Genomic DNA, 22,998 nt, shown 5'->3' with positions numbered 1-22,998 from the left:
TATAAGAGACAGCCGGGAAGGCGGGCGCGGCCGCGGGGGTCTGAGCACCCCGGCTGGCAGGAACGTTCAGCCATCGGGTGGGGGCGGGCGGACCGCTCAGCAGGTCAGGCGCGCCTCCGCCCAGTCGCCGTGGTCCGAGGTGACGCCGTCCCCGCCGTCGGTGACGACGAGCCGGACCACCTGGGCGCCGGTCACATCGGCCGTGAGCGACTGGGCCGGCATCGCGTTGGTGAGGACGCCGGTCGAGGCGGCCCGGGTGTCGTCCGCCCAGATCTCGAAGGCGACGGTGCCGTCGGCGGCCTCCTCGTCGTCCATGCCGACCTGCGCGGTGACCGTCTCGCAGGCTCCGCCGCCGTAGTACTCGACGGTGCTGTCGGCGTGGACTCCGAGCCCCGTGCCGTACGCCACCCCGCCGATCGTGATCGGATTCCCGTCGCCGGCGTCGCTCTCGCCGTTGCTGGTGTTGCGCTCGACCGGGCCCCACCCGTTGGTGGCCGAGAGCCACGGAAGGTCACCGAGCCCGGACGTCCCCGAAGGCGGCGCCACCACCACGGTCGCCGTCAGCGGCAGCGCGCTGTCGACGCGGACACCGGAGGAGGACCGGTAACTCGCCCTGAGAGTGAGGCCGTACGAACCCGGCGGCGTCCCCTGCGGTGCGGTGACGGCCCACCTGGTCCGCAGGGAGCGGCCCGTGGAGAGCGCGGGCGAGGTGGTGGGTGACGTCGCCTTGACGGACCACCCCTCGGGGCCGGTCAGCGAGACGGACACGCGCTTGGCCGTCGTACGCCCGAGGTCGGTGACCGTCGACGTGAGGCCTGCCTGCTTGCCCGCCTCGACCAGCGGGCTGCCGTCCAGGCCGAGTTCGACGGCGGGCGGGTGCTGGACCGACCTGGGATCGGCGGCGACGCGCAGCAGGACGGTGCCGTGCGCCGGGACGGTCGCGGAGATCGTGCCGGCGGTGTTGTGGCTCCGGTGCTGCCACAGGTCGCGCAGGGCGTAGGCGTCGGCGGGGGGCAGGCCGACCGCGTCGGCGGTCGTGGTGATGCGCTGGGCGGTGCCGGACTCGTTGAAGAGGGCCACCGCGCGGCTGCCGTCCCGCATCTCCTTGGCGACGACCCAGCGCCCGCCCTGCGAGGAGATCACCGTGCCCTGCTTGCCCAGGGGGTCCTGGTCGACCGCGATGACCTCGCGGTTGCCGAGGATCTCGAAGGTCTCCTCGGTGGCCGAGCGGAGGTCGGAGCCGATGAGGAGCGGCGCGGCCATGATCGCCCACATCGAGAAGTGCGAGCGGTACTCGGTGTCCGTCATGCCGCCGTTGCCGACCTCCAGCATGTCGGGGTCGTTCCAGTGGCCGGGCCCGGCGTGCGGTGCGAGCGGCAGGTTCTGCTTGAGGATCGACAGCATCGAGCCCCAGTTGTCGCTGATGTCGCCGGTCGTGCGCCACAGCTGGCCGACGTCGCCCGCCCACTCCCAGGGCTTGTTCTCGCCCCACTCGCAGATGCTGTGGACGATGGGACGACCCGTGGCCAGGAGCGCGTCGCGCATGGTCGTGTAGCGCAGCCTTGCGTCCACACCCTGGTTGTTGCAGTTGTCGTACTTGAGGTAGTCCACGCCCCAGTCCGCGAACTGCTGGGCGTCGCTGTACTCATGGCCGAGCGAGCCCGGGAAGCCGGCGGTGTTGCAGGTCTTCGTGCCCGCGCTCGTGTAGATGCCGAACTTCAGGCCCTTGGAGTGGACGTAGTCGGCGACCGCCTTGATGCCGTTCGGGAAGCGGACCGGGTCGGGTACGAGCTTTCCGTTCGCGTCCCTGGACGGCAGGGCCCAGCAGTCGTCGAGGTTGACGTACTCGTATCCGGCGTCCTTGAGGCCCTTCTCGACGAAGATGTCCGCGATCCCCTTGACCATGGACTCGTCGAACTCGGCACGGCAGTGCGTGGAGTTCCAGTTGTTGAAGCCCATGGGCGGGGTGAGGGCGAGGCGCTCCGCCGGGGCGGGAGCCGTGGGGGCCGCGGCGGCGGGGGCGGCGAGTCCCGCCGCGCAGAGCACGCCTGCGGCGAGTGCTCCGACCACTCTTGCGCGGGTTGTGCGGGTGTGAAGGTTACGCACCGTTACGTTCCTCCGTACCTGCGAAGACGGGTGACGGCATGTACGCGTCATAGTGCGTTCACGGTAGAACCTGTCGGAGTGTGTTGGAAGTCGTCGGAGGCCGGAATGGCGAGCCGAGAGGGTTTTTTGAACATGTTCAATGTTCTGGGGTAAGGTCGTTCCCAACGAGAGGGGGAGCCATGAAGATAGTGATTCCCGGGGGAACCGGGCAGGTGGGCGCGGTTCTGAACCGTGTGCTGAGCAGCGCGGGCCACGAGGTCGTCGTGCTGACGAGGCGGCCCACGCGCGACGGCGAGGTGCACTGGGACGGGGAGACTCTGGGGCCCTGGGCCACGGAGATCGACGGCAGCGACGTCGTGATCAACCTGGCGGGGCGCAGCGTCAGCTGCCGCTACACCGCGCCCAATTTGCAGGCCATGATGGATTCGCGGGTGCACTCCACCCAGATCGTCGGCGAGGCGATCGCGAGCGCGGCCCGGCCGCCGCGGGTCTGGCTGCAGATGAGCACGGCCACCATCTACGCCCACCGCTTCGACGCGCCCAACGACGAGGCGACGGGCATCATCGGCGGCAGCGAGCCCGATGTGCCGGACTACTGGTCCTACAGCATCGACATCGCCAGGTCCTGGGAGCGGGCGCAGGAAGAGGCCGACACGCCGCACACCCGGAAGGTCGCCCTGCGGTCCGCCATGGTGATGAGCCCCGATCGCGGCGGCGTCCTCGACATGCTGCTGCGCCTCGCGCGGCTGGGCCTCGGCGGCCCCGTCGCGGGCGGCGGCCAGTACATCTCCTGGATCCACGACCGCGACTTCGTCCGCGCGGTCGAGTTCCTGATCGAGCGGGACGAGGTCGTCGGGCCGGTGAACATCGCCGCCCCCGAGCCCCTGCCGCAACGCACGTTCATGCGGGACCTCCGCACCGCCTCGCGCGTCCCCGTGGGCCTGCCCGCGACGAGGTGGATGGCGGAGATCGGCGCGTTCGCCCTGCGCTCGGACACCGAGCTGCTGCTCAAGAGCCGCCGTGTCGTCCCTGGCCGGCTGCTCGACGAGGGGTTCGCCTTCGAGTACGCCCGCTGGCCGGAGGCGGCCGACGACCTCGTACGTCGTGTACGGCAGCGCAGGCTCCACGGGGGCCGGACCGGGGCCGGAGTTCCGTCACTGACCTGATCGCCCGAAGGGCGAGCGTGACTCCCGGCCCGTTCAGCAGTTGAACCCACCATGAAGAAGCGCAGCATGCTCGCCATCGCCTCCCTGGCCACCGGATTCGTCGTCGCGGCGGTCACTCCGTCCCACGCCGCCGAAACCCCCGCCACCGGTGGTACCCCCGCCACCGGGCTGCCGGACGCCGGGATCCCTGTCAGCGGCGCTCAGACGAAGGTCGCCGGCGTGAATGTGAACGACGCCCTGGACACGGTCGGCCGGGCCATCAACCGGGAGACGGACAGGGCCGTGAACGACGCTCCGCACAAGAAGACCAAGAACGGCAAGAAGGGCTGACGAGCCCACCGGTACGACCGCACGGCGCCGGAGCCCCCGAATCCGAGGGGACTCCGGCGCCGTTGCCATGCGCTCTCTACGGGAGCTGGTTTCCGTGGCAGGGTGGAGCGGGCAAGCCACAGGGGGCCAACAGAAGAGGGGGAAACGTGATCGTTTGGATCAACGGTGCGTTCGGTGCGGGGAAGACCACCACCGCACGGGAACTGATCGAGCTGATCCCGAACAGCACGCTCTTCGACCCCGAGGTCATCGGCGGAGCGCTCGGTCACCTGCTTCCGCCCAAACACCTCACCGAGGTCGGTGACTTCCAGGACCTGCCGATCTGGCGACGTCTCGTGATCGACACGGCGGCCGCGCTGCTCGCCGAGCTCGGCGGGACCCTCGTCATTCCGATGACGCTGCTGCGCCAGGAGTACCGCGACGAGATCTTCGGTGGCCTCGCCGCCCGGCGCATCACCGTCCAGCATGTGCTCCTCACCCCGGCGGAAACGATCCTGCGGGAGCGAATAGCCGGGCGGGAGGTTCCGTCCGACCTGCCCGACGGCGAGATGCGGGTCCGGCAGTGGTCGTACGACCGCATAGAGCCGTATCGCGCCGCGCTCGCTTCCTGGCTCACCGCCGACGCCTATCTCGTCGACAACGGCGGCCTGACCCCGTACGAGACCGCTGCGCGTATCGCCGAGGCCGTCGGCAGCGGTTCGGTCCCCGTCTGCGACATCGTGCAGACGCCCGAGCCCACCGCCGAGACCCTCGCCTCGGGCGTCCTGCTCTTCGACGAGGAGGACCGCGTGCTGCTCGTCGACCCCACCTACAAGGCCGGCTGGGAGTTCCCCGGTGGTGTCGTCGAACCCGGCGAGGCGCCCGCGCGCGCGGGCATCCGCGAGGTCGCCGAGGAGACGGGGATACGGCTGGACGACGTACCGAGCCTGCTCGTGGTCGACTGGGAGCGGCCCTCGCCCCCCGGATACGGAGGGCTGCGCCTCCTGTTCGACGGCGGCCGGCTCGACTCGGCGGAGGCCGAACAGCTCCTGCTGCCCGGGCCCGAACTGCGCGACTGGCGCTTCGTCACCGAGGCGGAGGCCGCCGATCTGCTGCCGCCGGTGCGGTACGAGCGGCTGCGCTGGGCGCTGCGGGCGCGGGAACGCGGGGCGGCGCTCTACCTGGAGGCGGGCATACCGGCGCCTTCCTGAGAGAGCTCCAGTGCTTCGTACGGGTACGGCGTCAGTCTGCTCTCGTTCTGGAGCCGCCGGGCGAAGTCACCCATCACGACGGCGAGCGGCGCGTACCGCTCGATGATGCCGGCGGCGACCCGCGGGATCCCCTGGGGCCTGAGTCCCTCGGAGCAGGCACGCACGAAGGTCTCGCGGTCGTCCCGGTCATGGCCGTACAGGGCGGTCGCGAGCCAATTCACGAAGTGGCAGGCGGTGTAGACGCTGTCGTAGTGCCGGTGCCGCTCGAAGAAGTCGCGCTCCTGCGGGGTGAGGCGGAAGCGGGCGGAGAGAGCGAGGCCGTAGTCGGCGAGGTAGAGCCGGCGCCCGTCGGTGAGGATGTTCCGGAAGTGGGCGTCGAAGTGCAGCAGCCAGCCCTCGCGGAGGAAGTCGGTGGTGGCCGTGAGCTCCCGTTCCACGAAGGCGCATGCGGTATCGGCCTCGTCCGTGCGAAGCCGGGCGTCCAGCCAGTCGTGCAGGGTGTGCGGGATGTACTCCAGGAACAGCGCCAGGCTCGCGGTCGCCGTCCGTAGTCCCTCGATGCGCTCGCGCGCCTGCGGGCAGCCGCCCCAGTAGGCGACGGCCCGCTCCACGTCGGCCAGTTCGGCGGGGAGGGGCTGCGGCGGCTGCGGCAGGATCCGCCAGTGGTGGGTCAGCGGGAAGCCCCTGAACCGGTCGGCCAGCACCCAGTTCGTGGTCATCGTGTGCACGGCGAGTTCGCGCCAGGCGCCGAAGCCCGGACTGCCGATGCCGTAGTGGAAGTAGGCCGGCAGGTCCAGGACGTTTGCCGTGGAGCGGGCGTTCTGCGGCCGCAACTCGACGTCGGTGAGCGGGACTCGCTTCACGAACACGTGTCTGCCGCCGACCTCGATCAGCGTCGACCGTCCGCCGATCCCCGTGCCGAGCGGCATCCCCTCCGCCACGAGGTCCGCGAGCTCGTGGTCGGAGAGGAGCGCCAGGGACGTGCCGATGTCGGTGTGGGCGGTGAGGCGCGCGGAGCGGGTCATGACCCCATCCTCACCGCAAGTGCCTCAGCTCGCCGCGTAGTTGCGCAGGAACAGTGCCTCGGCGACCGACAGGCGCTCCAGCTCCTGCGGGGACACGCTCTCGTTCACGGCGTGGATCTGGGCCTCCGGCTCGCTCAGGCCGATGAGGAGGATCTCCGCGTGCGGGTAGAGGGAGGCGAGGGTGTTGCACAGCGGGATCGAGCCGCCCTGACCGGCGTACTGCATCTCCTGGTCCGGGTACGCGACCGCCATCGCGTCCGCCATGGCCTGGTACGCAGGGCTGCTCGTGTCGGCGCGGAACGCCTGGCCCTGGCCCATCTGCTCGGTGCGCACCCGGGCACCCCACGGGGTGTGCGTCTCCAGGTGGGCCTGGAGCAGCTTGGTCGCGTCGGCGGCGTCGACGCCCGGCGGCACCCGCAGGCTGATCAGTGCCCGGGCGCTCGCCTGCACGGACGGGGTGGCGCCGACGACCGGCGGGCAGTCGATGCCCAGGACGGTGACGGCGGGGCGTGACCAGATACGGTCGGCGACCGTGCCGGAGCCGATCAGCTCGACGCCGTCGAGGACCTTGGCGTCCTTGCGGAACTGCGCCTCGTCGTACTGCAGCCCCTGCCACGCCGATTCGTCGGTCAGCCCGTCCACCGTCGTCGAACCGTCCTCGGCGCGCAGCGAGTCCAGGACGCGGACCAGCGCGCCGAGCGCGTCCGGAGCGGCCCCGCCGAACTGGCCGGAGTGCAGGTTGCCTTCGAGTGTGTCGATCTGCACGCGCATGAGGGTCATGCCGCGCAGCGTCGAGGTGACCGTCGGCAGGCCGACGCGGAAGTTGCCCGCGTCGCCGATCACGATGGTGTCGGCCGCCAGCAGGTCCGGGTGCGCCTCGGCGTACCGCTCCAGACCGCCCGTGCCCATCTCCTCCGAGCCCTCGGCGATCACCTTCACGTGCACCGGCACGCCACCGTCGGCCTTGAGTGCGCGCAGCGCCAGCAGGTGCATGATCAGGCCGCCCTTGCAGTCGGCGGCGCCGCGCCCGTACCAGCGGCCGTCGCGCTCGGCCAGCTCGAAGGGCGGGGTGTGCCAGGCGGCCTCGTCCAGCGGGGGCTGCACGTCGTAGTGGGCGTACAGCAGGACCGTCTTCGCGCCCGCGGGGCCGGGCAGGTAGCCGTACACCGACTGCGTGCCGTCGGGGGTGTCCAGCAGGGCCACGTCCTCGAAGCCCTCCGCGCGCAGGGCGTCGGCGACCCAGCGGGCGGCGCCCTCGCTCTCGCTCCGCGGGAACTGGTCGAAGTCCGCCACCGACTTGAATGCCACCAGTTCGGTGAGCTCCGCCTTCGCCCTTGGCATCAGCGAGGCGACGGTCTCGGCGACCGGATTCGACGACATGGGCACGCTCCTTGTGGGTGCGACGTTGTACCAGTGAGTGCTGTGATCCTCCCACAGCGGCCTGCGACGATGCCCGCCGTAGGATGCGGGGGACAGCAGGCGTAGGCGGCTTGATCGGGAGCAGTAGACCATCGTGAGCAGCGAGAACTCTTCGGCGGACGACGTGCAGCAGGTGTGGGACGTCGTCGTGGTGGGCGCGGGACCCGCAGGAGCTTCGGCCGCGTATGCGGCGGCCGTCGCCGGGCGGAGCGTGCTGGTGCTGGAGAAAGCGGAGCTGCCGCGCTACAAGACATGCGGCGGCGGCATCATCGGTCCCTCGCGCGACTCGCTCCCACCCGGCTTCGAGCTGCCCTTCCGCGACCGGGTGCACGCGGTCACGTTCTCCAACAACGGCCGCTTCACCCGCACCCGCCGCTCCAAGCACATGCTGTTCGGGCTGATCAACCGGCCCGAGTTCGACCAGCAACTGGTCGAGCACGCCCAGAAGGCGGGTGCCGAGCTGCGCACGGGCGTGACCGTGCAGCGCGTCGAGCAGCACGGCTCGGCGGTGCCGGACCGGCGCAGCGTCGCCGTGGTCCTGCAGGGCGGTGAGACGCTGCTGGCGCGGGCCGTCGTCGGCGCGGACGGCAGCGCCAGCCGGATAGGAGCCCACGTCGGGGTGAAGCTCGACCAGGTGGACCTCGGCCTGGAGGTGGAGATCCCGGTGCCGGAGACGGTCGCCGAGGACTGGCAGGGGCGGGTGCTCATCGACTGGGGGCCGATTCCCGGCAGTTACGGCTGGGTGTTCCCCAAGGGCGACACGCTCACGGTCGGGGTGATCTCGGCGCGCGGTGAAGGCGCCGCGACCAAGCGGTACTTGGAGGAGTTCATCGGGCGGCTCGGGCTCGCCGGGTTCGAACCGAGCATCTCCTCCGGCCACTTGACGCGCTGCCGCGCCGACGACTCGCCGCTGTCGCGCGGGCGGGTGCTGGTGTGCGGTGACGCGGCGGGCCTGCTGGAGCCGTGGACACGCGAGGGCATCTCGTTCGCGCTGCGGTCGGGGCGGCTCGCGGGGGAGTGGGCGGTGCGGATCGCCGAGGCGCACGACGCCGTGGACACCCGGCGCCAGGCTCTGAACTACGCCTTCGCGATCAAGGCGGGACTCGGCGTCGAAATGAGCGTCGGCAAGCGGCTGCTGACGGCGTTCGAGCGCCGTCCCGGGCTCTTCCACATGGCGCTGACCGGTCTCCGGCCGGCCTGGAAGGCATTCATGGACATCACCCGCGGCGCCACGTCACTGGGCGAGATGGTCCGTACGCACCCCATGGCCCAGCGCGCCCTGACCGCGCTGGACAACCGTCAGTCGGCGAACCCGACTCCGGCGCCGGCGGCCGACGAGGCCCATTCCTGACGATGATCCGGGTCACTGCGTGACGAGGACCGGGGCACTTCCGTACGACGCCCCGGTCACTGGTCGACGGTGATCCGGAAGACGGGGTGGTCCGGGGCGGCCGCGATGATCTCCTGGTCGGAGGACTTCGCGGTGACCCCGTTGAAGTACTGGTTGACCTCCCAGCCCCACTTCTCCAGGTAGGCCCGCAGGATCGGGAGCTTCGTCGCGTCGGGAATCTCCACCGCGGAGAACTGACGTACCTTGCGCCCGACGCGCAGTTCCCCACCGCCGGCGGCGCGCATGTTGCGCACCCACTGGGAGTGGCCGCGGGCCGAGACGAGGTACTGCGTGCCGTCGTAGGTGTGCGGGTTGACCGGGATGCGCTGCATGGTGCCGCTCTTGCGCCCGCGCACGGACATCTCCGCCGTGCCCGCGATGCTGAACCCGTGCCGGGCCAGCCAGCCGACGACGCTGTTGAAACGGACGTTCAGCGGGCTGCCCTTGAGGTAGTACGGCGATGACATCGGTGACTCCCGGAGTTTGATCTTGAGATTGAGAGAGCGGTGCTCTCGCTTGAGAGCAGTGTGCACGAGATTGCCGATCCGGAGCAAGAGCAGTGCTCTCGAATGTGGGCACTGCTCCGTGATCCGTGGGAGAGTGGCTCACATGAGCAACACCACACAGGGCGCACGTGCCCGGGCCAGGCTGGAAGTCACGGCGGCCATCAAGGACGAGGCGCGCAGACAGCTCGCGGCCGAGGGCGCCGCGAAGCTCTCGCTGCGCGCCGTGGCCCGCGAACTCGGCATGGTCTCCTCCGCGCTCTACCGGTACTTCCCCAGCCGGGACGACCTGCTGACCGCTCTCATCATCGACGCCTACGACTCTCTCGGCGAGTGTGCGGAGGCCGCGCACCGCAAGTCCGCCGACGCCGGGCCCGTGGGGCGCTGGACGGCGGTGGGGGAGGCCGTACGCGACTGGGCGCTGCGGCATCCGCACGAGTACGCGCTGATCTACGGCTCGCCCGTGCCCGGCTACACCGCGCCCGACACCACGGTTCCGCCCGCCTCCCGCGTCGGCCTCCTCTTCATCGGCATCCTCCGCGACGCCCACCGGCACTCCGGCCTCACCGAGCCGCCTCTGTCCGCCGAACTGCGCCCCGAGGCCGAGCGCATGGCCGCCGACCTGGCCCCCGACCTCCCCGCTGCGGCGGTCGCGGCCCTGATCGCCGCCTGGGCCCAGCTCTTCGGGCTCGTCGGGTTCGAGCTGTTCGGACAGTTCCACCGGGTGGTGGAGGACCGGGAGACCTTCTTCCGGCATGCGGTGGGCCGGCTCGCCCACGAGGTGGGACTGGCGTGAGCCGCCGAGGAGGAGGGGCGTACTTCGCGGGGAGTATCCGTGATCACCACGCCCGGCTGACGCCGCCCGGCGGTCATCGCGTCTAGCGTGGCGGACATGGATGAGCAGCAGGTACGCCGGCGCGGCGGTCCGCCGATGTGGTGGCGGCAGGGGCCGCCGTGGTGGAACCGCTGGGAGGACGAGGAGCACGCCGCTCGCTGGCCGTGGCGCTCCACGCTGCTGATCACCGTCTTCGTGATGGCCGGCTCGAACTTCGCCGCCGAGGGGCAGCCGGACTACCGGGCCCCGCTCGACCCCTTCGCACGCGCCCTGCTGTTCGTGGCGTCGGCCCTGCTGCTGTGGCGCAAGCGGTACCCGGTGGCCGTCGTCTTCGGGACCGCGATCGCCGCCACGCTCTACCTCGGTGCCGGATACCCGTACGGCCCGGTCTTCCTGTCTGTCGCCGTGGCCTGCTTCAACGCCATCGTCACCGGACACCGCAGGGCCACCTGGGCCGCGGTGGGGGTGTTCTGGATCGGGCACGCCCTGGTCGCCCACTGGCTGTACCGGTGGCTTCCGCCGTCCGGTGACTCGGCCGCCCCCTGGGGGCAGGAGGGCGTGATCGCCGCCTGGGTGGCCGCGATCGTGGCGGTGTCGGAGCTGGCCAGGACACGGCGCGAGCAGTGGGTGCGGGAACGCGCCGAGCGGGCGCAGGCGGCGCGGCGGCGCGCCGACGAGGAGCGGCTGCGGATCGCGCGCGAACTGCACGACGTCCTCGCGCACAGCATCTCCGTGATCAATGTGCAGGCGGGTGTCGGACTCGCCCTTCTCGACACCGACCCCGAGCAGGCCCGGACGGCCCTCACCACCATCAAGGCCCAGAGCAAGGAAGCGCTCGGCGAGGTCCGCCAGGTCCTCGACACCCTGCGCACCCCCGGCGACGCGCCCCGCGCCCCGGCCCCCGGCCTCGACCGGCTGCCCGAACTGGTGGAGCAGGCGGCGGGCGCGGGCCTCACCGTCGAGGTCGAGGGCGATCCGCCCCGCCTGGCACCCGGCACGGACCTCGCCGCCTTCCGGATCATCCAGGAGGCCCTCACCAACGTCGTACGCCACTCGGAATCGCGGCACGCACGCGTGCACCTCGATCACTCCGACACGGCGACGCTACGGCTGCGCATCGACGACGACGGTCCGGCGACCGGCACCGACGCGGGCGGCAGCGGCAACGGACTCGCCGGAATGCGGGAGCGGGCGGCCGCGCTCGGTGGCACGATCGAGGCGGGCCCGCGTGCCGACGGCGGGTTCCGGGTGCTCGCCGTACTGCCGTTGAAGGCTCCCGCCGACGAGCCGGGCGACCACGTCAAGGAGGACCGGTGATCCGTGTACTGCTCGCCGACGACCAGTCACTGGTGCGGGCCGGCTTCCGCGCGCTGCTCGACGCACAGCCCGACATCGAGGTGGCGGGAGAGGCGTCCGACGGCGAGGAAGCGGTGCGCAAGGTCCGCGAACTGCGGCCCGACGTGGTCCTGATGGACATCCGCATGCCGCTCCTCGACGGTCTCGCCGCGACCCGCCGGGTCACCGACGACGGCGACCTCACGGGCGTCAAGGTGGTCATGCTCACCACCTTCGAGCTCGACGAGTACGTCTTCGAAGCCATCCGCTCGGGCGCCTCCGGCTTCCTGGTCAAGGACACCGAGCCCGACGAACTCCTGCGCGCCGTAAGGGCGGTGGTCGAGGGTGACGCGCTGCTGTCGCCGGGTGTGACCCGCCGTCTCATCGCCGAGTTCGCCGCCCGCTCCAAGGAGCCCGCGGCCGCCGACACCCTCGCCGAACTCACCGAGCGCGAGCGGGAGGTGATGGCGCTGGTCGGCATCGGACTGTCCAACGAGGAGATCGCCCGGCGCCTGGTCGTCAGCCCGCTCACCGCGAAGACCCACGTCAGCCGCACGATGGTGAAGCTCGGCGCCCGGGACCGGGCCCAACTCGTGGTGCTGGCCTACGAGTCCGGGTTGGTGCGGCCGGGCTGGCTGGGCTGACCGGCCTCGCCTGCGGCGGCCTTCCGCTGCCCGAAGCGGACCAGCACGCTGACGACCCGGGCGACGAACAGCACGGCCGCCGCGGTCGTCCCCGCCGCGACGAGCGTGCTGCGCGTCCCGGCCGACACATCGAAGGCGAACGCCGGTCCGGCCACGGCCCCGAACAGTACGGCCGCGGCGAACGCCGCACTGCACAGGGCGTATCCGATCTCGACGGTGACCGCGTCCCGCTCGGCCTGACTGCGCCGTCCCCCATACATGGTCATACGGGGATTTTCGCAGGCGTGCGCCCGGCGGAGCAAGCAGGCGCCGCCGGGCGCACGTTGAGGAAACTCCCTGGGTCGCCTCATCCGGATCACTCTCGCGGACGTGCGCTAAGTTGCCCGACATGACCGCCCTTGGACCCGTTGCCTGGCCACCTGCCCCGATCAGGACCGAGCGGCTGGTGCTCCGCGAGTCCGAGGCCCGGGACCGTGCGGCGTTCATCGAGCTGTTCGCCTCGCCGGAGGTGGGCACCTACATCGGTGGGCCTCGACCGCGTGACGAGCTCGAGCGTGCGGTGCCCGAGGTGCCCGGGCGTAGGCCCGGCCTGTTCGTGATCGATCTCGACGGAGCGATGATCGGCATGATCACGCTCGATCGACGCGACGCGGAGCGGCCGGGTCACGACCTTCCCGATGCCGGAGCGACCGAACTCGGCTACCTGTTCCTGCCGGAGGCGTGGGGATGCGGGTACGCCGCCGAGGCGTGCGACGCGGCACTCGACTGGTGCGCCGGAGCGCTTCCCGGCCACCCGGTGGTGCTCTGCACCCAGGCCGCCAACGACCGCGCGATGCGCCTCGCGCGGAAGCTCGGGTTCACCGAGGTGGAGCGGTTCGAGGAGTACGGCGCCGAGCAGTGGTTCGGCGTGCGGAGTCCGACACCGGGCCCGGTCCCTAGTCGCGGACGGTGACGCGTTCCGCCTCCTGCGAAGCGGACTTGGCGACCACCACGGTCTGCTGCTCGCGACGCGTGCGCACTCCGGTGAGGGCGATCAGCAGACCCACGACCGCGATGCCCGTGATCACGACCAGAGCGGGCATGTAGCTGTCGAGGTGCGCCTGCGGGGACGCGGACTCCTCGGGCGTGTTCGCGGTCAGCACCGCCGTCACCACGGCAAGGAAGAGCGCGCCGCCCACCTGGACCGAGGTGTTGAGCAGGCCCGAGACCATGCCCTGCTCGTGTTCGTCGACGCCGTTGGTGGCCTGGACGTTCAGTGAGGGGAAGGTCAGCGCGAAGGCCGAGCCGACCAGCAGCATGGTGGGCAGGATCACCGCCGCGTACACCGGGTCGAGGTCGATGCGCAGGAACAGGACGTAGCCGGCGACCATCAGGGCGAAGCCGATCGCGATCAGTCGTGCCGTGCCGAACCGGTCGATGATCGCACCGACCTTCGTCGCCGACAGCGCCACGAGCGCGCCCGCAGGCAGGAACGCCAGAGCCGTGTGCAGCGCCGACCAGCCGAGCAGCTCCTGCATGTACAGCGTGACCAGGAACTGGAAGCCGATGTAGCTGCCGACGAACGTCAACGCGCCCAGCTGCGCCCGCACTTGGGCCCCGGAGCGCAGCACGCCGAGCCGGATCAGCGGACTGGGGCTGCGCCGCTCGACGCGGACGAAGGCCGTCAGCAGGGCGACGACGGCGACGAAGGACAGGACCGTGCGCGCGGAGCCCCAGCCGGCTTCCGGCGCTTCGACGACGGTGAAGACGAGCAGCAGCATCGAGGCGGTGCCGAGGACGGCGCCGGGGATGTCGTAGCCGCCGGTGTTCTTCTCGCGCTCGGTGCGCGGCAGCAGCTTCAGGCCGACGGCCAGGGCGATCAGCGCGACGGGCGCCGGGAGCAGCATGGTCAGGCGCCAACTGGCCTCGGTGAGCAGGCCGGAGAAGACCAGTCCCATCGAGTAGCCGGTGGCGCCGCAGGTGGTGTAGATCGCCAGTGCCCGGTTGCGTACGGGGCCCTCGGCGAAGGTCGTGGTGATGATGGACAAGCCGGCGGGCGCGGTGAACGCGGCGGCGAGGCCCTTGATGAAGCGGCTCGCGATCAGCAGCGGTCCGGAGTCGACGAGCCCGCCGAGCAGCGAGGCGAGCGCGAAGACGGCGAGGGCCACCAGGAAGACCTGGCGTCGGCCCAGCAGGTCGGCGGCCCGTCCGCCGAGGAGGAGCAGGCCGCCGTAGCCGAGGATGTAGCCGCTGACGATCCACTGCAGGGTCGAGGTGGACAGGCCCAGGTCGGCGCCGATGGACGGCAGGGCGACGCCGACCATCGACACGTCGAGTGCGTCCAGGAACATCGCGGCGCACAGCACCAGCAAGGTGCCCCACAGCCGGGGGGTCCAACGTCCGTCGGACGCGGGGGAGATGAGCGGAGAGGTCATGGCCGGAACACTACATGCGCATGCATCGAATGCAAGTGCATTTAATTCCGGTGCAACAAAACGCGATTTCTGCTACGGTGCGGCCATGGCGGCGACGAAGGCCGAGCGGGCGCTCGTGGACCAGTGGCGGGACATCCTGGCGCTGCATGCGCGCACCCAGTGCGAACTCGACCGGGCGCTGCATCAACACGGCCTGTGCGCCAGCGACTTCGAGGTCTTGGACGTGCTGGCGGACGGCGCCTGTTCGTACCGGGTCCAGGAGATCTCCGAGCGCGTCCATCTGAGCCAGAGTGCCCTGTCGCGGCTGATCGCCCGGCTGGAGAAGGACGGACTCGTCGAGCGCGGTATGTGCGCGGAGGACCGGCGGGGTGTCCAGGTGGCACTCACGGCGAAAGGGCGCACGCTGCACGGCGAGGTGCTGCCGGTGCAGCGCGCGGTGCTGACGAGGATGCTGGCGAACTGACGGGCGTACCGGGCAGGGTTGGGCCGCGCGATGGCGCCGTTCAGCTCCAGGTGACGGCGGAGTTCTCCCGCCACAAGGTGGCGACGGCTGCGTCGCCGGTCACGTGCGGGAAGGGCAGCCGGTTCCACAGCGCCAGATAGAGCCGTGCGACCGGCCCGGAGATCTCGCAGTCGGCCAGGGCGGTATCGCCCCTCGCGGCCACCGGCGGTTCCTGCGACAGCCGTACGGTCCACACCGCGCCGCTCATGTCCGTCGCCCGCACCCGCAGCGCCCGGGGCTCGGCGCTGCGGACCCGGCTCCTGCGCCGGGAGTGGAAGGCCAGCAGCAACTCGTCGATGCCGTCCGCCGCGAAGGCGGGGTCGGTCCCGCTCGGGGTGGCGCCGCGTGCCGACTCCGCGTCGAAGCGGTGCACCGTCGTCTCGTGCGCCTGCCTGCGGGCCCAGAACGCGAGGGGCGAGGGAGCGGGAAGGAACTGCCAGCACTGCACGTCGGCCGGGGCGCCGGCAAGCGTGTCGACCAGATGGCGGTGCCCCTCCCGGAACCAGGCGAGCAGCGCGGCGCCGTCGAGGTCGGGCAGGCCGCCGTCGGGGCGGGCCGAGGTGTGGCCCTCGGCCACGAACGCCGCCGCCCAGCGGTGCACCATGCCCGTGTGCCGCAGTAGATCCCGCACCTGCCAGTCCGGACAGGTCGGCACCTTGGCCTCGGACCCGGCCGTCTCGGCTGCCGCTGCCAGCAGCTGACCCTCGCGGTCCAGGGTTCTGACGAAGTCGGCGGTCTCCATGGGGCGAGTGTGCCGGACGGGACGCCTCCAGTCCTGGCGGCACGTGCGTCGGGACGTAAGGGTTTCGTCATCACCCTCGGTATGCACGCCGGGCCTCGAGTTCCGTTGAATGGACGTCGACGGACGGTCGACGGACGACTCTCAGGAAGCGGGGCGGTCATGGGGCGGGTGCGCAGGAAGTTGTTCGGGCCGTGGGGCATCGGGGTCCTGGTGCTGACGGTGGCCGTGGGCGGCTTCGGGCTGTACTGGTTCCAGCCGTGGAAGCTGTGGCAGGACCGGACCGTGGAGGAGGCCCTGCCCGCGGCGGCACAGACGCCCGCAGGAGCGACCTCCTCGACGGGTGCGTCCTCCCCGGAGGGGGCGGCCTCTTCGGCGCCCGGCCCGAAGACGCTGGCCGGCGGTGAGCTGATCAGCCACGAGCACACGACATCGGGCACGGTGAAGCTCGTGCGGCTGGCCGACGGCTCCCATGTCGTACGCCTGGAGAAGCTGGAGACCAGTAACGGGCCGGACCTGCGCGTGCTGCTGACGGACGCGCCCGTGAAGGAGGGCACGGCCGGCTGGCGCGTCTTCGACGACGGCGCGCACGTCAGCCTCGGCAAGCTCAAGGGCAACAAGGGCAGCCAGAACTATGTGGTGCCGCAGGACGTCGACCTGTCCCGCTACAGCAGCGTCAGCATCTGGTGCGACCGTTTCGACGTGTCGTTCGGGGCGGCCGAGCTCGCGCGGGCCTGAGTGGCGGCAGGGCGGCGGGCGCCGACAGGGCGTCCGGACATGGCGCGGGGCTCTCAGGACCGGCTGGGAAACAGGCAGAACTCGTTGCCCTCGGGGTCGGCCAGGACCCAGTGGTCCTCGTGGCGGGTCACGAGGGTCGCCCCGAGGGCGGTGAGCCGGCCGAGCTCGGACTCGGGGTCGGTGGCGACCAGGTCCAGGTGCAGGCGGTTCTTCACGCGCTTGGGCTCCGGAACGAGCTGACACCACAGCCGAGGGCCGCCGCCACGGGGCTCGACGAGCACGGTCGGGTCGTCCTCCGGGCCCGGGATGCCCTGCGCGCGCAGCCGCGCCAGCTCGGCGTCGTCGTACGGGGCGACGTCGTAGTCGTCGAGGGCGGCGGCCCAGAAGCGGGCCGTGGCGGCCGGATGGGCACAGTCGATGACGAGGTCGTGGAGGCGTGCCATCCGGTCATGATGAGGCCGGGGAGTGGGCGCGACAACGTCCTGGGCGGCGTGCGACCTCGGTCAGTTGGGGACCGTGCGCCGGGTCGCGACGCCGATGAGTGTGGCGATCGCCGCCAGTACGGCCACGCTGGTGAGGGCGACGGGCAGGGAGAACCAGTCCGCCATGAAGCCGATGGCGGGTGGTCCGAGGAGCATGCCGCCGTAGCCGAGGGTGGAGGCGGTCGCGACTCCGCTCGGTCCTGCGAGGGTGCCCGCGCGTTCGACGGCGACGGGAAAGAGGTTGGCGAGACCCAGCCCGGTCACCGCGAATCCGAGCAGCGCCGCCCACAGGGAGGGCGCGAGCGAGCCGAGGAGCATTCCGGCCGCCGCCGTGGCGCCGCCCGCGACGACGGTACGGCCGTGGCCGAGCCGTTCGAGCAGGGCCGTACCGGAGAGCCGGCCGATGGTCATGGCCAGGGCGAAGCACGCGTAGCCGATGGCTGCGACGCCGGGTGTGGCGTCCAGGTCCTGTTCGAGGTGCAGGGCGCCCCAGTCGGCCATGGCGCCCTCCCCGTAGGCCGTGCACAGGGCGATCAGGCCGAAGACGATCACCAGTCCGCGCGTTCGGGGATCCAGGCGGCGCGGGGCGTCCTTCGGGGGGCGTCCGGGGCTCGTGGGAGTCGGCGGCTCGTGGCGCAGCAGCGTACGTCCCGCCACTGCCGTCACCAGCAGCCCGATGACGGTGAGGCTCAGCAGATGCCGGGTGGGGGAGAGGGTCCCCGCGACCAGCCCACCCAGGCCCGCGCCGACCATGCCGCCCAGGCTGAAGGCCGCATGGAAGCTGGGCATGATGGGCCGGCGCAGGGCCGCGACCAGGTCCACCGCGGCGCTGTTGAAGGCGACGTTGATGCCACCGTAGGCGGCGCCGAAGATCAACAGGACGGCACCGAGCGCGAGCGTCGAGTGCGTGAGCGGGGGCAGCGCCACGCTGAGGGAGAGCAGGACGGCGCAGACCACGGTGACCTCGTGGGTGCCGAAACGGCGGCAGAGCCGGCCGGTGAGCGTCATGGTGAGCACCGCACCGGCGGAGACACCGAGCAGGGCCAGGCCGAGGTCGCCGGCCGACGCACCGGTCTGCTCCTTGATGGCGGGAATGCGGACGACCCAGCCGGCGAAGAGGAAGCCGTCCAGGGCGAAGAAGGTGGTCAGGGCGATACGGAGGCGGGAGAGGTCGTTCGTGGTGCCCGGCACGGCGTTGTGCGATCGGGCTTTGTTTATTTGCGGCACAAACTCAGGCTAAGCGGGGCCGGGGGTGACGACAAGGGGAGCCGGGGAGGGGAGGCCGGGACGGGAGCGGACCACGTAGGTGCCCTGACTGTCCCACTGCCGCCCGAAGTGCGACGCTAAGACCAGAGCTATCCGCCGAGGGGACTCGGGAGGGCGCATGGGACGTGACGTGCCGGCCCTGGTGTTCACGCGGGAGGATCGCCGTCGGTACCGGGAGAAGATGCACACCTGCCTCGATGTGCTGGCGCAGATGCTGCGCGAGTCGACCTTCGAGAGCGAGCGGCCCCAGGTAGGGCTGGAGATCGAGCTCAACCTGGTGGACGACGACGGGCTGCCGGCGATGCGCAACACCGACGTGCTGCAGGCGATCGCCGACCCCGCCTGGTCGAGCGAGCTGGGCCGCTTCAATCTGGAGATCAACATTCCGCCCAGGGAGCTGACCACCGGTGGCCCCGGCGCCTGGGAGCAGGCGATCCGTGACGCGCTCAACCACGCCGAGGACCGCGCCTCGGCCGTGGGCGCCCACCTGATCATGGTCGGCATCCTGCCGACCCTGGGGGAGACGGACGTCGGCGAGCGGGCCCTGTCCGGTGATCCGCGGTACCAGCTGCTCAACGAGCAGATCTTCGCGGCTCGCGGCGAGGACCTGCGGATCACGGTGGACGGTGTGGAGCGCCTGGCGACCTACGCCGACACCATCACCCCCGAAGCCGCGTGCACCAGCACCCAGTTCCACCTCCAGGTCGCCCCGAAGGAGTTCGCGGCCTACTGGAACGCGGCCCAGGCCGTCGCCGGCGTGCAGATCGCCCTGGCGGCGAACTCCCCCTACCTCTTCGGCCGGGAGCTGTGGCGCGAGACCCGTATCCCCCTGTTCGAGCAGGCCACCGACACCCGCCCCCAGGAGATCAAGGCCCAAGGCGTACGACCCCGGGTGTGGTTCGGGGAGCGCTGGATCACCAGCGTCTTCGACCTGTTCGAGGAGAACGTGCGCTACTTCCCGGCGCTCCTGCCGCTGTGCGACGACGAGGACCCGCAGGACGTCCACAACCAGGGCGGTGCTCCGGAACTGGGCGAACTCACCCTGCACAACGGCACGATCTACCGCTGGAACCGCCCGATCTACGCCGTCACCGAAAGCGGTCCGCATCTGCGCATCGAGAACCGCGTCCTGCCGGCCGGGCCCACGGTGGCCGACATCATCGCCAACGGCGCCTTCTACTACGGCCTGACCCGCGCCCTCGTCGACGAGGACCGGCCGATCTGGACGCGGATGTCGTTCTCGGTCGCCGAGGAGAACCTCCACACCGCGGCCCGCGACGGCATCGACGCCCGCCTGTACTGGCCCGGCATGGGCGAAGTGCCGGTCGCGGAACTGGTGTTGCGGCGCCTTCTGCCCCTGGCCCATCGTGGCCTGGAGCTGGCCGGGCTGGACGCGGCCTGGCGCGAACCCCTGCTGGGCATCATCGAGCAGCGCTGCATCACCGCACGCAACGGCGCTCTGTGGCAGGCGGAGACGGTCCACCAGCTGGAGAAGGCCGGCGTCTCCGACCGGAGGGAGGCCCTGCGGCAGATGACCACGGCGTACATGGACTACATGCACCTCAACGCCGCCGCGCACACCTGGCCCGTGGACTGACCCCCGCCCGCGCACCGCGACTCGGGTCAGCGGGCGTCCCTCACTGTGCCCCTCCACTCCCGCGCAGTCCTCAGCGGGACGGGAACCGGCGGCTCCGCCGAGGTCGTCAGCTCGATGCGGCGCCCCTCGGCCGACGAACGGAGCAGGGCGGTCATCGTCTCCAGCACGTGCAGGGCGAGTTCACCGTTCGCGCGGGGAGCCCGCTGCCCCTCCGTGGCGACGAAGTCGAGCAGGCCGACGCCCCGGGCGCCGTCGACGTAGCCCGCCGAGGGCGGGAGGGTGCGCCACTGTGTGTCGCCGAGTTCGAAGAGCCGCACCTCACCGTCGAAGCGGTTCGGGTCCGGAACCGCGAGGGTCCCCGTCCCGCCGTGGACCTCGATCGGAGCCGCGGTCGTGGCCACCCCGTCGAAGCTCGTCGTGATCGTCGTCAGGGTCCCGCCGACGTGCTCCAGCACACCGGAGACATGACTGTCCACCTCCACCGGTATCCGCTCGCCCGCGCGCGGGCCCGAACCGATGACGCGCTCGGCACGCAGCCGGCCGGCCGCCCCGATCACGGCCCGGACGGGGCCCAGCAGATGGACCAGGGACGAGAGGTAGTACGGCCCCATGTCCAGCAGGGGGCCACCCCCGGCCCTGTAGTAGAAGTCGGGGTGCGGATGCCAGCGTTCGTGCCCCGGCGTGACCATGACCGCGGTGGCGAACTGGGGGCGTCCGATGCGGCCCGCCGCGACGGCCGCGCGCGCCGTCTGGACGCCGGTGCCCAGGACGGTGTCCGGCGCGCACCCCACACCGACCCCCGCTGTCACGGCGGCCGCCATCACGGCGTGCGCGTCCGTGAGGCCGGCGGCCAGCGGCTTCTCCACGTAGACATTCTTCCCGTGGCCGATGGCGCCGAGGGCGATCTCGGCGTGCGCCGCGGGGACGGTGAGGTTCAGCACGGTGTCCACGTCGGGGCTGCTCAGCAACTCCTCGACGGTCAGCGCCGCCACGCCGGGGACCTCGGCGGCGACCGTCGTGGACCGGGCGGCGTCGAGGTCGGCGACCGCGGTGACGCGCACGGCCGGATGGCCGACGAGCGTGTCCAGGTAGGCGCGGGAGATGACGCCGAGACCTACGACGCCGACGCGGTGCGCGTCGCCCACAGCATGCCCCCCTCGATGACGGTGCGGACGTTCGGGTTCTCCAGCACGTCGAGGCTGTGCCCCGGTGTCGTCACCAGGACCCGCCCGGCACCCCACTGCCGGGTCCAGACCGCCGGCGAGGTGACGGGGCGGTGCCACGGCTGCCACGGCCGGACGGGGTGGGTGGTGGTGGCCAGGACGTCGATCAGGTCGTCGTGGAGCACCCAGTACTGCTCGGTGTGCAGTTCGAAGTCCTCGATGCCCGCCGTGACGGGGTGCTCGCGGCCCAGCTCCGTGATGCTGACGACGTGCGGCAGGTAGTTGTCCTCCTGAACTCCCCGGCGCGCTCACACGGCTCCTTGCCCGGATGGGTCGCGAACTGCCCGCCCACCAGATGGAGATAGTCGGAGGAGGCGCGGAACGAGTCGGCGATGCCGCCGTGCCAGCCGGTGAAGCCGGTGCCGGCCTCGACCGCCGCGCTCAGTCCCGTCAGCTGCTCGGCACCGATCTGCGACATCGTGACGCACTGCACGACGAGATCGGTGCCGGACATCTCATCGGCGTCCGCGTAGACATCGGTCGACTCCTCGATCCGGACGGCATAGCCGTTACTCCGCAGGAAGGGCAGGAACAACTCCGTGGCCAGGACCGGGTCGTGCCCCTCCCAGCCGCCCCGCACCACCAGGGCCTTCTTCCGCGTCATCTCGTCCCTTCGCGAGGCCGGAGAACCGCGTCATCACTATGCGCCGGGGTCCTGCCCCTCGGAAAGAGTCGCAGGATTCTGCGAAAGTTTCGTTACGGCGATGTGGGTGAGGTGGGCGAGGCCGACGGGGCTGACGCGGACGTGGCTCGGGCGCCGACCATCCAACAGGCCGACGTGAAGCGGACCTCCGTGCCCTGCACAAAGCCGTCGAAGGCGGCGCGGACGGTCTCGACGACCTTTGCGCGGGTCTGCTCGTCCGCTTCGGGCAGTACCTGCCCGACCGGACCGAGACGGGTGAAGTACCGGACCAACTCCTGCTCGGGCAGCGTGCAGGGCACTTCGACCGGCCGGATGTCGATGTCGGACCACCCGCTCTCCGTCAGGATGCGACGGACCCTGTCCGAGTCGGCGAAGGCGAACTGTCCCGGCTCGTCCGGCCGGCGGACGGGGAGGTTCGGCAGGAACGGCGCCGCGGCGCGCTCGGCCGTCGTCATGAACGGATTCTCGGCGGGGCCGCGCCAGACGATGAACCGGAGCGCGGCCCCGTCCCTGGCGGCGCCCCGCAGGTTCGCGAAGGCCCGGACGGGGTCGCTGAAGAACATGACGCCGAAGCGGGAGACGACGGCGTCGAAGGTGGCGGGCTCGAAGACATGCTCCTGCGCGTCGGCGTGGATGAAGGACACCGGCGTGTCCTCGCGCTCGGCGCGCGCCCGGGCGGCGGTGATCATCGGTTCGGAGATGTCGATGCCGACGCAGTGCCCCTCCGGACCGAGCCGCCGGGCCACGGTCACCGTCGTGCCGCCCGTACCGCAGCCGACGTCCAGCACCTGCCCCGTCCGTCCGGCGGGCATCGCCTCGATGAGCAGCTCTTCGAACGGCCGGAGCATGTCGTCCAGCAACGCCTGTGTGTCGACCCAGGCGTTGCCACTGCGTCCGCTCCAACGGGCCGCCTGTTCGTCATCGGTCCTGCGCCTGCCGTCCATATCGCCTCCTGCGCTTGCGTTCATCGGGCCGGGGTGACAGCGTGCTACTTCAAGTCGACTTGAGGTCAAGCGGATGACGGACCTGGACATCGCCGAGGTGGCGCAGCGCGCCGGGGTTCCCGCCTCGACGCTGCGGTTCTACGAGGAAAAGGGGCTGATCGCCTCGACCGGCAGGCGGGGCCTGCGCCGACAGTACGATTCTGGCGTACTGGAACGCCTGGCGCTGATCGCGCTGGGGCGCACCGCCGGGTTCTCGCTCGATGAGATCGCACGCATGTTCGCGCCGGACGGGCAGCCGCGTATCGACCGGCAGATGCTCTCGGCGAAGGCGGCGGAGCTGGACTCAAGGATCCGCGAACTGGGCGTCCTGCGGGACTCCCTGCGGCACGCGGCGTCCTGCCCCGCGCCGAGCCATATGGAATGCCCCACCTTCCGCCGCCTCCTCGCGGCCGCCGAGTCCGGCACTGTCGCGGTGCCGAGAAAGCGGACGCCGGGAGTGCCGTGAAG

The 22,998-nt window shown here is 71.3% G+C and carries 23 protein-coding genes and 1 pseudogene; 12 read left to right on the top strand and 12 right to left on the bottom strand.

Annotated features, from left to right (window positions below):
* Nucleotides 1–96: 96 nt before the first annotated feature.
* Nucleotides 97–2,070, bottom strand: a complete 1,974-nt coding sequence (locus tag ACWGDB_RS23565) for an NPCBM/NEW2 domain-containing protein (protein WP_453824203.1) — start codon at nt 2,068–2,070, stop codon at nt 97–99.
* Nucleotides 2,071–2,285: 215 nt separating this feature from the next.
* Here ACWGDB_RS23565 and ACWGDB_RS23560 point away from each other — a divergent pair, with 215 nt between their 5' ends.
* The 3 genes from ACWGDB_RS23560 (at nt 2,286) to ACWGDB_RS23550 (ending at nt 4,792) form a co-directional block, all read left to right on the top strand.
* A complete protein-coding gene (locus tag ACWGDB_RS23560; RefSeq protein WP_453824202.1) occupies nt 2,286–3,272 on the top strand; it encodes a TIGR01777 family oxidoreductase in 987 nt (328 codons plus the stop codon).
* Nucleotides 3,273–3,323: 51 nt separating this feature from the next.
* Entirely contained in the window at nt 3,324–3,602 is a 279-nt protein-coding gene (locus tag ACWGDB_RS23555; RefSeq protein WP_453824201.1) for a hypothetical protein, read from the top strand.
* A gap of 146 nt (nt 3,603–3,748) precedes the next feature.
* The gene (locus tag ACWGDB_RS23550) at nt 3,749–4,792 is read left to right on the top strand and encodes an NUDIX hydrolase (protein ID WP_453824200.1); all 1,044 of its coding nucleotides are present in this window, start codon (nt 3,749–3,751) and stop codon (nt 4,790–4,792) included.
* Here ACWGDB_RS23550 and ACWGDB_RS23545 read toward each other — a convergent pair.
* Nucleotides 4,759–5,817 carry a protein kinase family protein gene (locus tag ACWGDB_RS23545; protein ID WP_453824199.1) on the bottom strand — a complete coding sequence of 353 codons (1,059 nt, stop codon included), beginning with the start codon at nt 5,815–5,817 and terminating at the stop codon, nt 4,759–4,761. The two genes, ACWGDB_RS23550 and ACWGDB_RS23545, sit on opposite strands and share 34 nt — an antisense overlap.
* A 24-nt stretch (nt 5,818–5,841) precedes the next feature.
* Nucleotides 5,842–7,197, bottom strand: coding sequence for a M20/M25/M40 family metallo-hydrolase (locus tag ACWGDB_RS23540; protein ID WP_453824198.1), 1,356 nt, complete (start codon nt 7,195–7,197; stop codon nt 5,842–5,844).
* A gap of 133 nt (nt 7,198–7,330) precedes the next feature.
* On the opposite strand from ACWGDB_RS23540, the gene ACWGDB_RS23535 reads away from it, so the two are divergent.
* Nucleotides 7,331–8,587, top strand: coding sequence for a geranylgeranyl reductase family protein (locus ACWGDB_RS23535; protein ID WP_453824197.1), 1,257 nt, complete (start codon nt 7,331–7,333; stop codon nt 8,585–8,587).
* Nucleotides 8,588–8,643: 56 nt separating this feature from the next.
* On the opposite strand, the gene ACWGDB_RS23530 is transcribed toward ACWGDB_RS23535, so the two are convergent.
* Complete coding sequence (locus ACWGDB_RS23530; protein ID WP_453824196.1) at nt 8,644–9,093, bottom strand: nitroreductase/quinone reductase family protein; 450 nt, start codon at nt 9,091–9,093, stop codon at nt 8,644–8,646.
* A 142-nt stretch (nt 9,094–9,235) separates the two neighbouring features.
* Between ACWGDB_RS23530 and ACWGDB_RS23525 the strand changes: the two genes are divergently transcribed.
* The 3 genes from ACWGDB_RS23525 (at nt 9,236) to ACWGDB_RS23515 (ending at nt 11,943) form a co-directional block, all read left to right on the top strand.
* Entirely contained in the window at nt 9,236–9,925 is a 690-nt protein-coding gene (locus tag ACWGDB_RS23525) for a TetR/AcrR family transcriptional regulator (protein ID WP_453824195.1), read from the top strand.
* Between the two features lie 96 nt (nt 9,926–10,021).
* On the top strand, nt 10,022–11,281 hold the full coding sequence (locus tag ACWGDB_RS23520) for a sensor histidine kinase (RefSeq protein WP_453824194.1): 1,260 nt from the start codon (nt 10,022–10,024) through the stop codon (nt 11,279–11,281).
* On the top strand, nt 11,278–11,943 hold the full coding sequence (locus ACWGDB_RS23515; protein WP_453824193.1) for a response regulator: 666 nt from the start codon (nt 11,278–11,280) through the stop codon (nt 11,941–11,943). The genes ACWGDB_RS23520 and ACWGDB_RS23515 overlap by 4 nt, the downstream gene beginning before the upstream one ends.
* On the opposite strand, the gene ACWGDB_RS23510 is transcribed toward ACWGDB_RS23515, so the two are convergent.
* Nucleotides 11,904–12,209, bottom strand: a complete 306-nt coding sequence (locus ACWGDB_RS23510; protein WP_453824192.1) for a DUF6332 family protein — start codon at nt 12,207–12,209, stop codon at nt 11,904–11,906. The genes ACWGDB_RS23515 and ACWGDB_RS23510 overlap by 40 nt on opposite strands.
* 122 nt (nt 12,210–12,331) lie before the next feature.
* On the opposite strand from ACWGDB_RS23510, the gene ACWGDB_RS23505 reads away from it, so the two are divergent.
* Entirely contained in the window at nt 12,332–12,895 is a 564-nt protein-coding gene (locus tag ACWGDB_RS23505) for a GNAT family N-acetyltransferase (RefSeq protein ID WP_453824191.1), read from the top strand.
* Here the strand turns inward: ACWGDB_RS23505 and ACWGDB_RS23500 are convergent.
* Nucleotides 12,879–14,357 (bottom strand): MFS transporter, encoded by a 1,479-nt coding sequence (locus ACWGDB_RS23500; protein ID WP_383629827.1) that lies wholly within the window; start codon nt 14,355–14,357, stop codon nt 12,879–12,881. The two genes, ACWGDB_RS23505 and ACWGDB_RS23500, sit on opposite strands and share 17 nt — an antisense overlap.
* A gap of 85 nt (nt 14,358–14,442) precedes the next feature.
* Here ACWGDB_RS23500 and ACWGDB_RS23495 point away from each other — a divergent pair, with 85 nt between their 5' ends.
* Complete coding sequence (locus ACWGDB_RS23495; RefSeq protein ID WP_369276089.1) at nt 14,443–14,820, top strand: MarR family winged helix-turn-helix transcriptional regulator; 378 nt, start codon at nt 14,443–14,445, stop codon at nt 14,818–14,820.
* 40 nt (nt 14,821–14,860) lie between these two features.
* Here the strand turns inward: ACWGDB_RS23495 and ACWGDB_RS23490 are convergent, their stop codons facing one another.
* Entirely contained in the window at nt 14,861–15,601 is a 741-nt protein-coding gene (locus tag ACWGDB_RS23490; RefSeq protein ID WP_453824190.1) for a maleylpyruvate isomerase family mycothiol-dependent enzyme, read from the bottom strand.
* Nucleotides 15,602–15,760: 159 nt separating this feature from the next.
* On the opposite strand from ACWGDB_RS23490, the gene ACWGDB_RS23485 reads away from it, so the two are divergent.
* The gene (locus tag ACWGDB_RS23485; protein WP_453824189.1) at nt 15,761–16,336 is read left to right on the top strand and encodes a DM13 domain-containing protein; all 576 of its coding nucleotides are present in this window, start codon (nt 15,761–15,763) and stop codon (nt 16,334–16,336) included.
* A gap of 53 nt (nt 16,337–16,389) precedes the next feature.
* Here the strand turns inward: ACWGDB_RS23485 and ACWGDB_RS23480 are convergent, their stop codons facing one another.
* Together ACWGDB_RS23480 and ACWGDB_RS23475 are read right to left on the bottom strand one after the other, a co-directional pair.
* Nucleotides 16,390–16,779, bottom strand: coding sequence for a VOC family protein (locus ACWGDB_RS23480; protein ID WP_453824188.1), 390 nt, complete (start codon nt 16,777–16,779; stop codon nt 16,390–16,392).
* A 60-nt stretch (nt 16,780–16,839) separates the two neighbouring features.
* Nucleotides 16,840–18,009, bottom strand: coding sequence for an MFS transporter (locus tag ACWGDB_RS23475; protein ID WP_453824187.1), 1,170 nt, complete (start codon nt 18,007–18,009; stop codon nt 16,840–16,842).
* A gap of 193 nt (nt 18,010–18,202) precedes the next feature.
* Between ACWGDB_RS23475 and ACWGDB_RS23470 the strand changes: the two genes are divergently transcribed.
* On the top strand, nt 18,203–19,681 hold the full coding sequence (locus ACWGDB_RS23470; RefSeq protein ID WP_453824186.1) for a glutamate--cysteine ligase: 1,479 nt from the start codon (nt 18,203–18,205) through the stop codon (nt 19,679–19,681).
* Between the two features lie 26 nt (nt 19,682–19,707).
* Here ACWGDB_RS23470 and ACWGDB_RS23465 read toward each other — a convergent pair whose 3' ends face one another.
* From ACWGDB_RS23465 to ACWGDB_RS23455, 3 genes and pseudogenes are all read right to left on the bottom strand, one after another.
* The gene (locus ACWGDB_RS23465) at nt 19,708–20,826 is read right to left on the bottom strand and encodes a Gfo/Idh/MocA family protein (RefSeq protein ID WP_453824185.1); all 1,119 of its coding nucleotides are present in this window, start codon (nt 20,824–20,826) and stop codon (nt 19,708–19,710) included.
* Nucleotides 20,796–21,508: pseudogene (locus tag ACWGDB_RS23460) on the bottom strand (ThuA domain-containing protein). Before ACWGDB_RS23460 ends, ACWGDB_RS23465 begins: the two are co-directional and overlap by 31 nt.
* Before the next feature lie 92 nt (nt 21,509–21,600).
* Nucleotides 21,601–22,491 (bottom strand): class I SAM-dependent methyltransferase, encoded by an 891-nt coding sequence (locus tag ACWGDB_RS23455; protein ID WP_453824184.1) that lies wholly within the window; start codon nt 22,489–22,491, stop codon nt 21,601–21,603.
* A gap of 73 nt (nt 22,492–22,564) precedes the next feature.
* Here ACWGDB_RS23455 and ACWGDB_RS23450 point away from each other — a divergent pair, with 73 nt between their 5' ends.
* On the top strand, nt 22,565–22,996 hold the full coding sequence (locus ACWGDB_RS23450) for a helix-turn-helix domain-containing protein (protein WP_453824183.1): 432 nt from the start codon (nt 22,565–22,567) through the stop codon (nt 22,994–22,996).
* The last annotated feature ends 2 nt before the right edge of the window (nt 22,997–22,998 follow it).

This window comes from Streptomyces sp. NPDC055013 (assembly GCF_053608645.1).
This window is presented reverse-complemented; position numbering and strand designations above follow the sequence as displayed.

Bases quoted from the DNA above. Each gene is read 5' to 3' on its own strand.
- ACWGDB_RS23455 (WP_453824184.1), bottom strand. From the start codon at position 22,491: ATGGACGGCAGGCGCAGGACCGATGACGAACAGGCGGCCCGTTGGAGC.
- ACWGDB_RS23525 (WP_453824195.1), top strand. From the start codon at position 9,236: ATGAGCAACACCACACAGGGCGCACGTGCCCGGGCCAGGCTGGAAGTC.
- ACWGDB_RS23485 (WP_453824189.1), top strand. From the start codon at position 15,761: ATGGGGCGGGTGCGCAGGAAGTTGTTCGGGCCGTGGGGCATCGGGGTC.
- ACWGDB_RS23510 (WP_453824192.1), bottom strand. From the start codon at position 12,209: ATGACCATGTATGGGGGACGGCGCAGTCAGGCCGAGCGGGACGCGGTC.
- ACWGDB_RS23530 (WP_453824196.1), bottom strand. From the start codon at position 9,093: ATGTCATCGCCGTACTACCTCAAGGGCAGCCCGCTGAACGTCCGTTTC.
- ACWGDB_RS23545 (WP_453824199.1), bottom strand. From the start codon at position 5,817: ATGACCCGCTCCGCGCGCCTCACCGCCCACACCGACATCGGCACGTCC.
- ACWGDB_RS23500 (WP_383629827.1), bottom strand. From the start codon at position 14,357: ATGACCTCTCCGCTCATCTCCCCCGCGTCCGACGGACGTTGGACCCCC.
- ACWGDB_RS23480 (WP_453824188.1), bottom strand. From the start codon at position 16,779: ATGGCACGCCTCCACGACCTCGTCATCGACTGTGCCCATCCGGCCGCC.
- ACWGDB_RS23560 (WP_453824202.1), top strand. From the start codon at position 2,286: ATGAAGATAGTGATTCCCGGGGGAACCGGGCAGGTGGGCGCGGTTCTG.
- ACWGDB_RS23520 (WP_453824194.1), top strand. From the start codon at position 10,022: ATGGATGAGCAGCAGGTACGCCGGCGCGGCGGTCCGCCGATGTGGTGG.
- ACWGDB_RS23540 (WP_453824198.1), bottom strand. From the start codon at position 7,197: ATGTCGTCGAATCCGGTCGCCGAGACCGTCGCCTCGCTGATGCCAAGG.
- ACWGDB_RS23470 (WP_453824186.1), top strand. From the start codon at position 18,203: ATGGGACGTGACGTGCCGGCCCTGGTGTTCACGCGGGAGGATCGCCGT.
- ACWGDB_RS23490 (WP_453824190.1), bottom strand. From the start codon at position 15,601: ATGGAGACCGCCGACTTCGTCAGAACCCTGGACCGCGAGGGTCAGCTG.
- ACWGDB_RS23555 (WP_453824201.1), top strand. From the start codon at position 3,324: ATGAAGAAGCGCAGCATGCTCGCCATCGCCTCCCTGGCCACCGGATTC.
- ACWGDB_RS23505 (WP_453824191.1), top strand. From the start codon at position 12,332: ATGACCGCCCTTGGACCCGTTGCCTGGCCACCTGCCCCGATCAGGACC.
- ACWGDB_RS23495 (WP_369276089.1), top strand. From the start codon at position 14,443: ATGGCGGCGACGAAGGCCGAGCGGGCGCTCGTGGACCAGTGGCGGGAC.
- ACWGDB_RS23450 (WP_453824183.1), top strand. From the start codon at position 22,565: ATGACGGACCTGGACATCGCCGAGGTGGCGCAGCGCGCCGGGGTTCCC.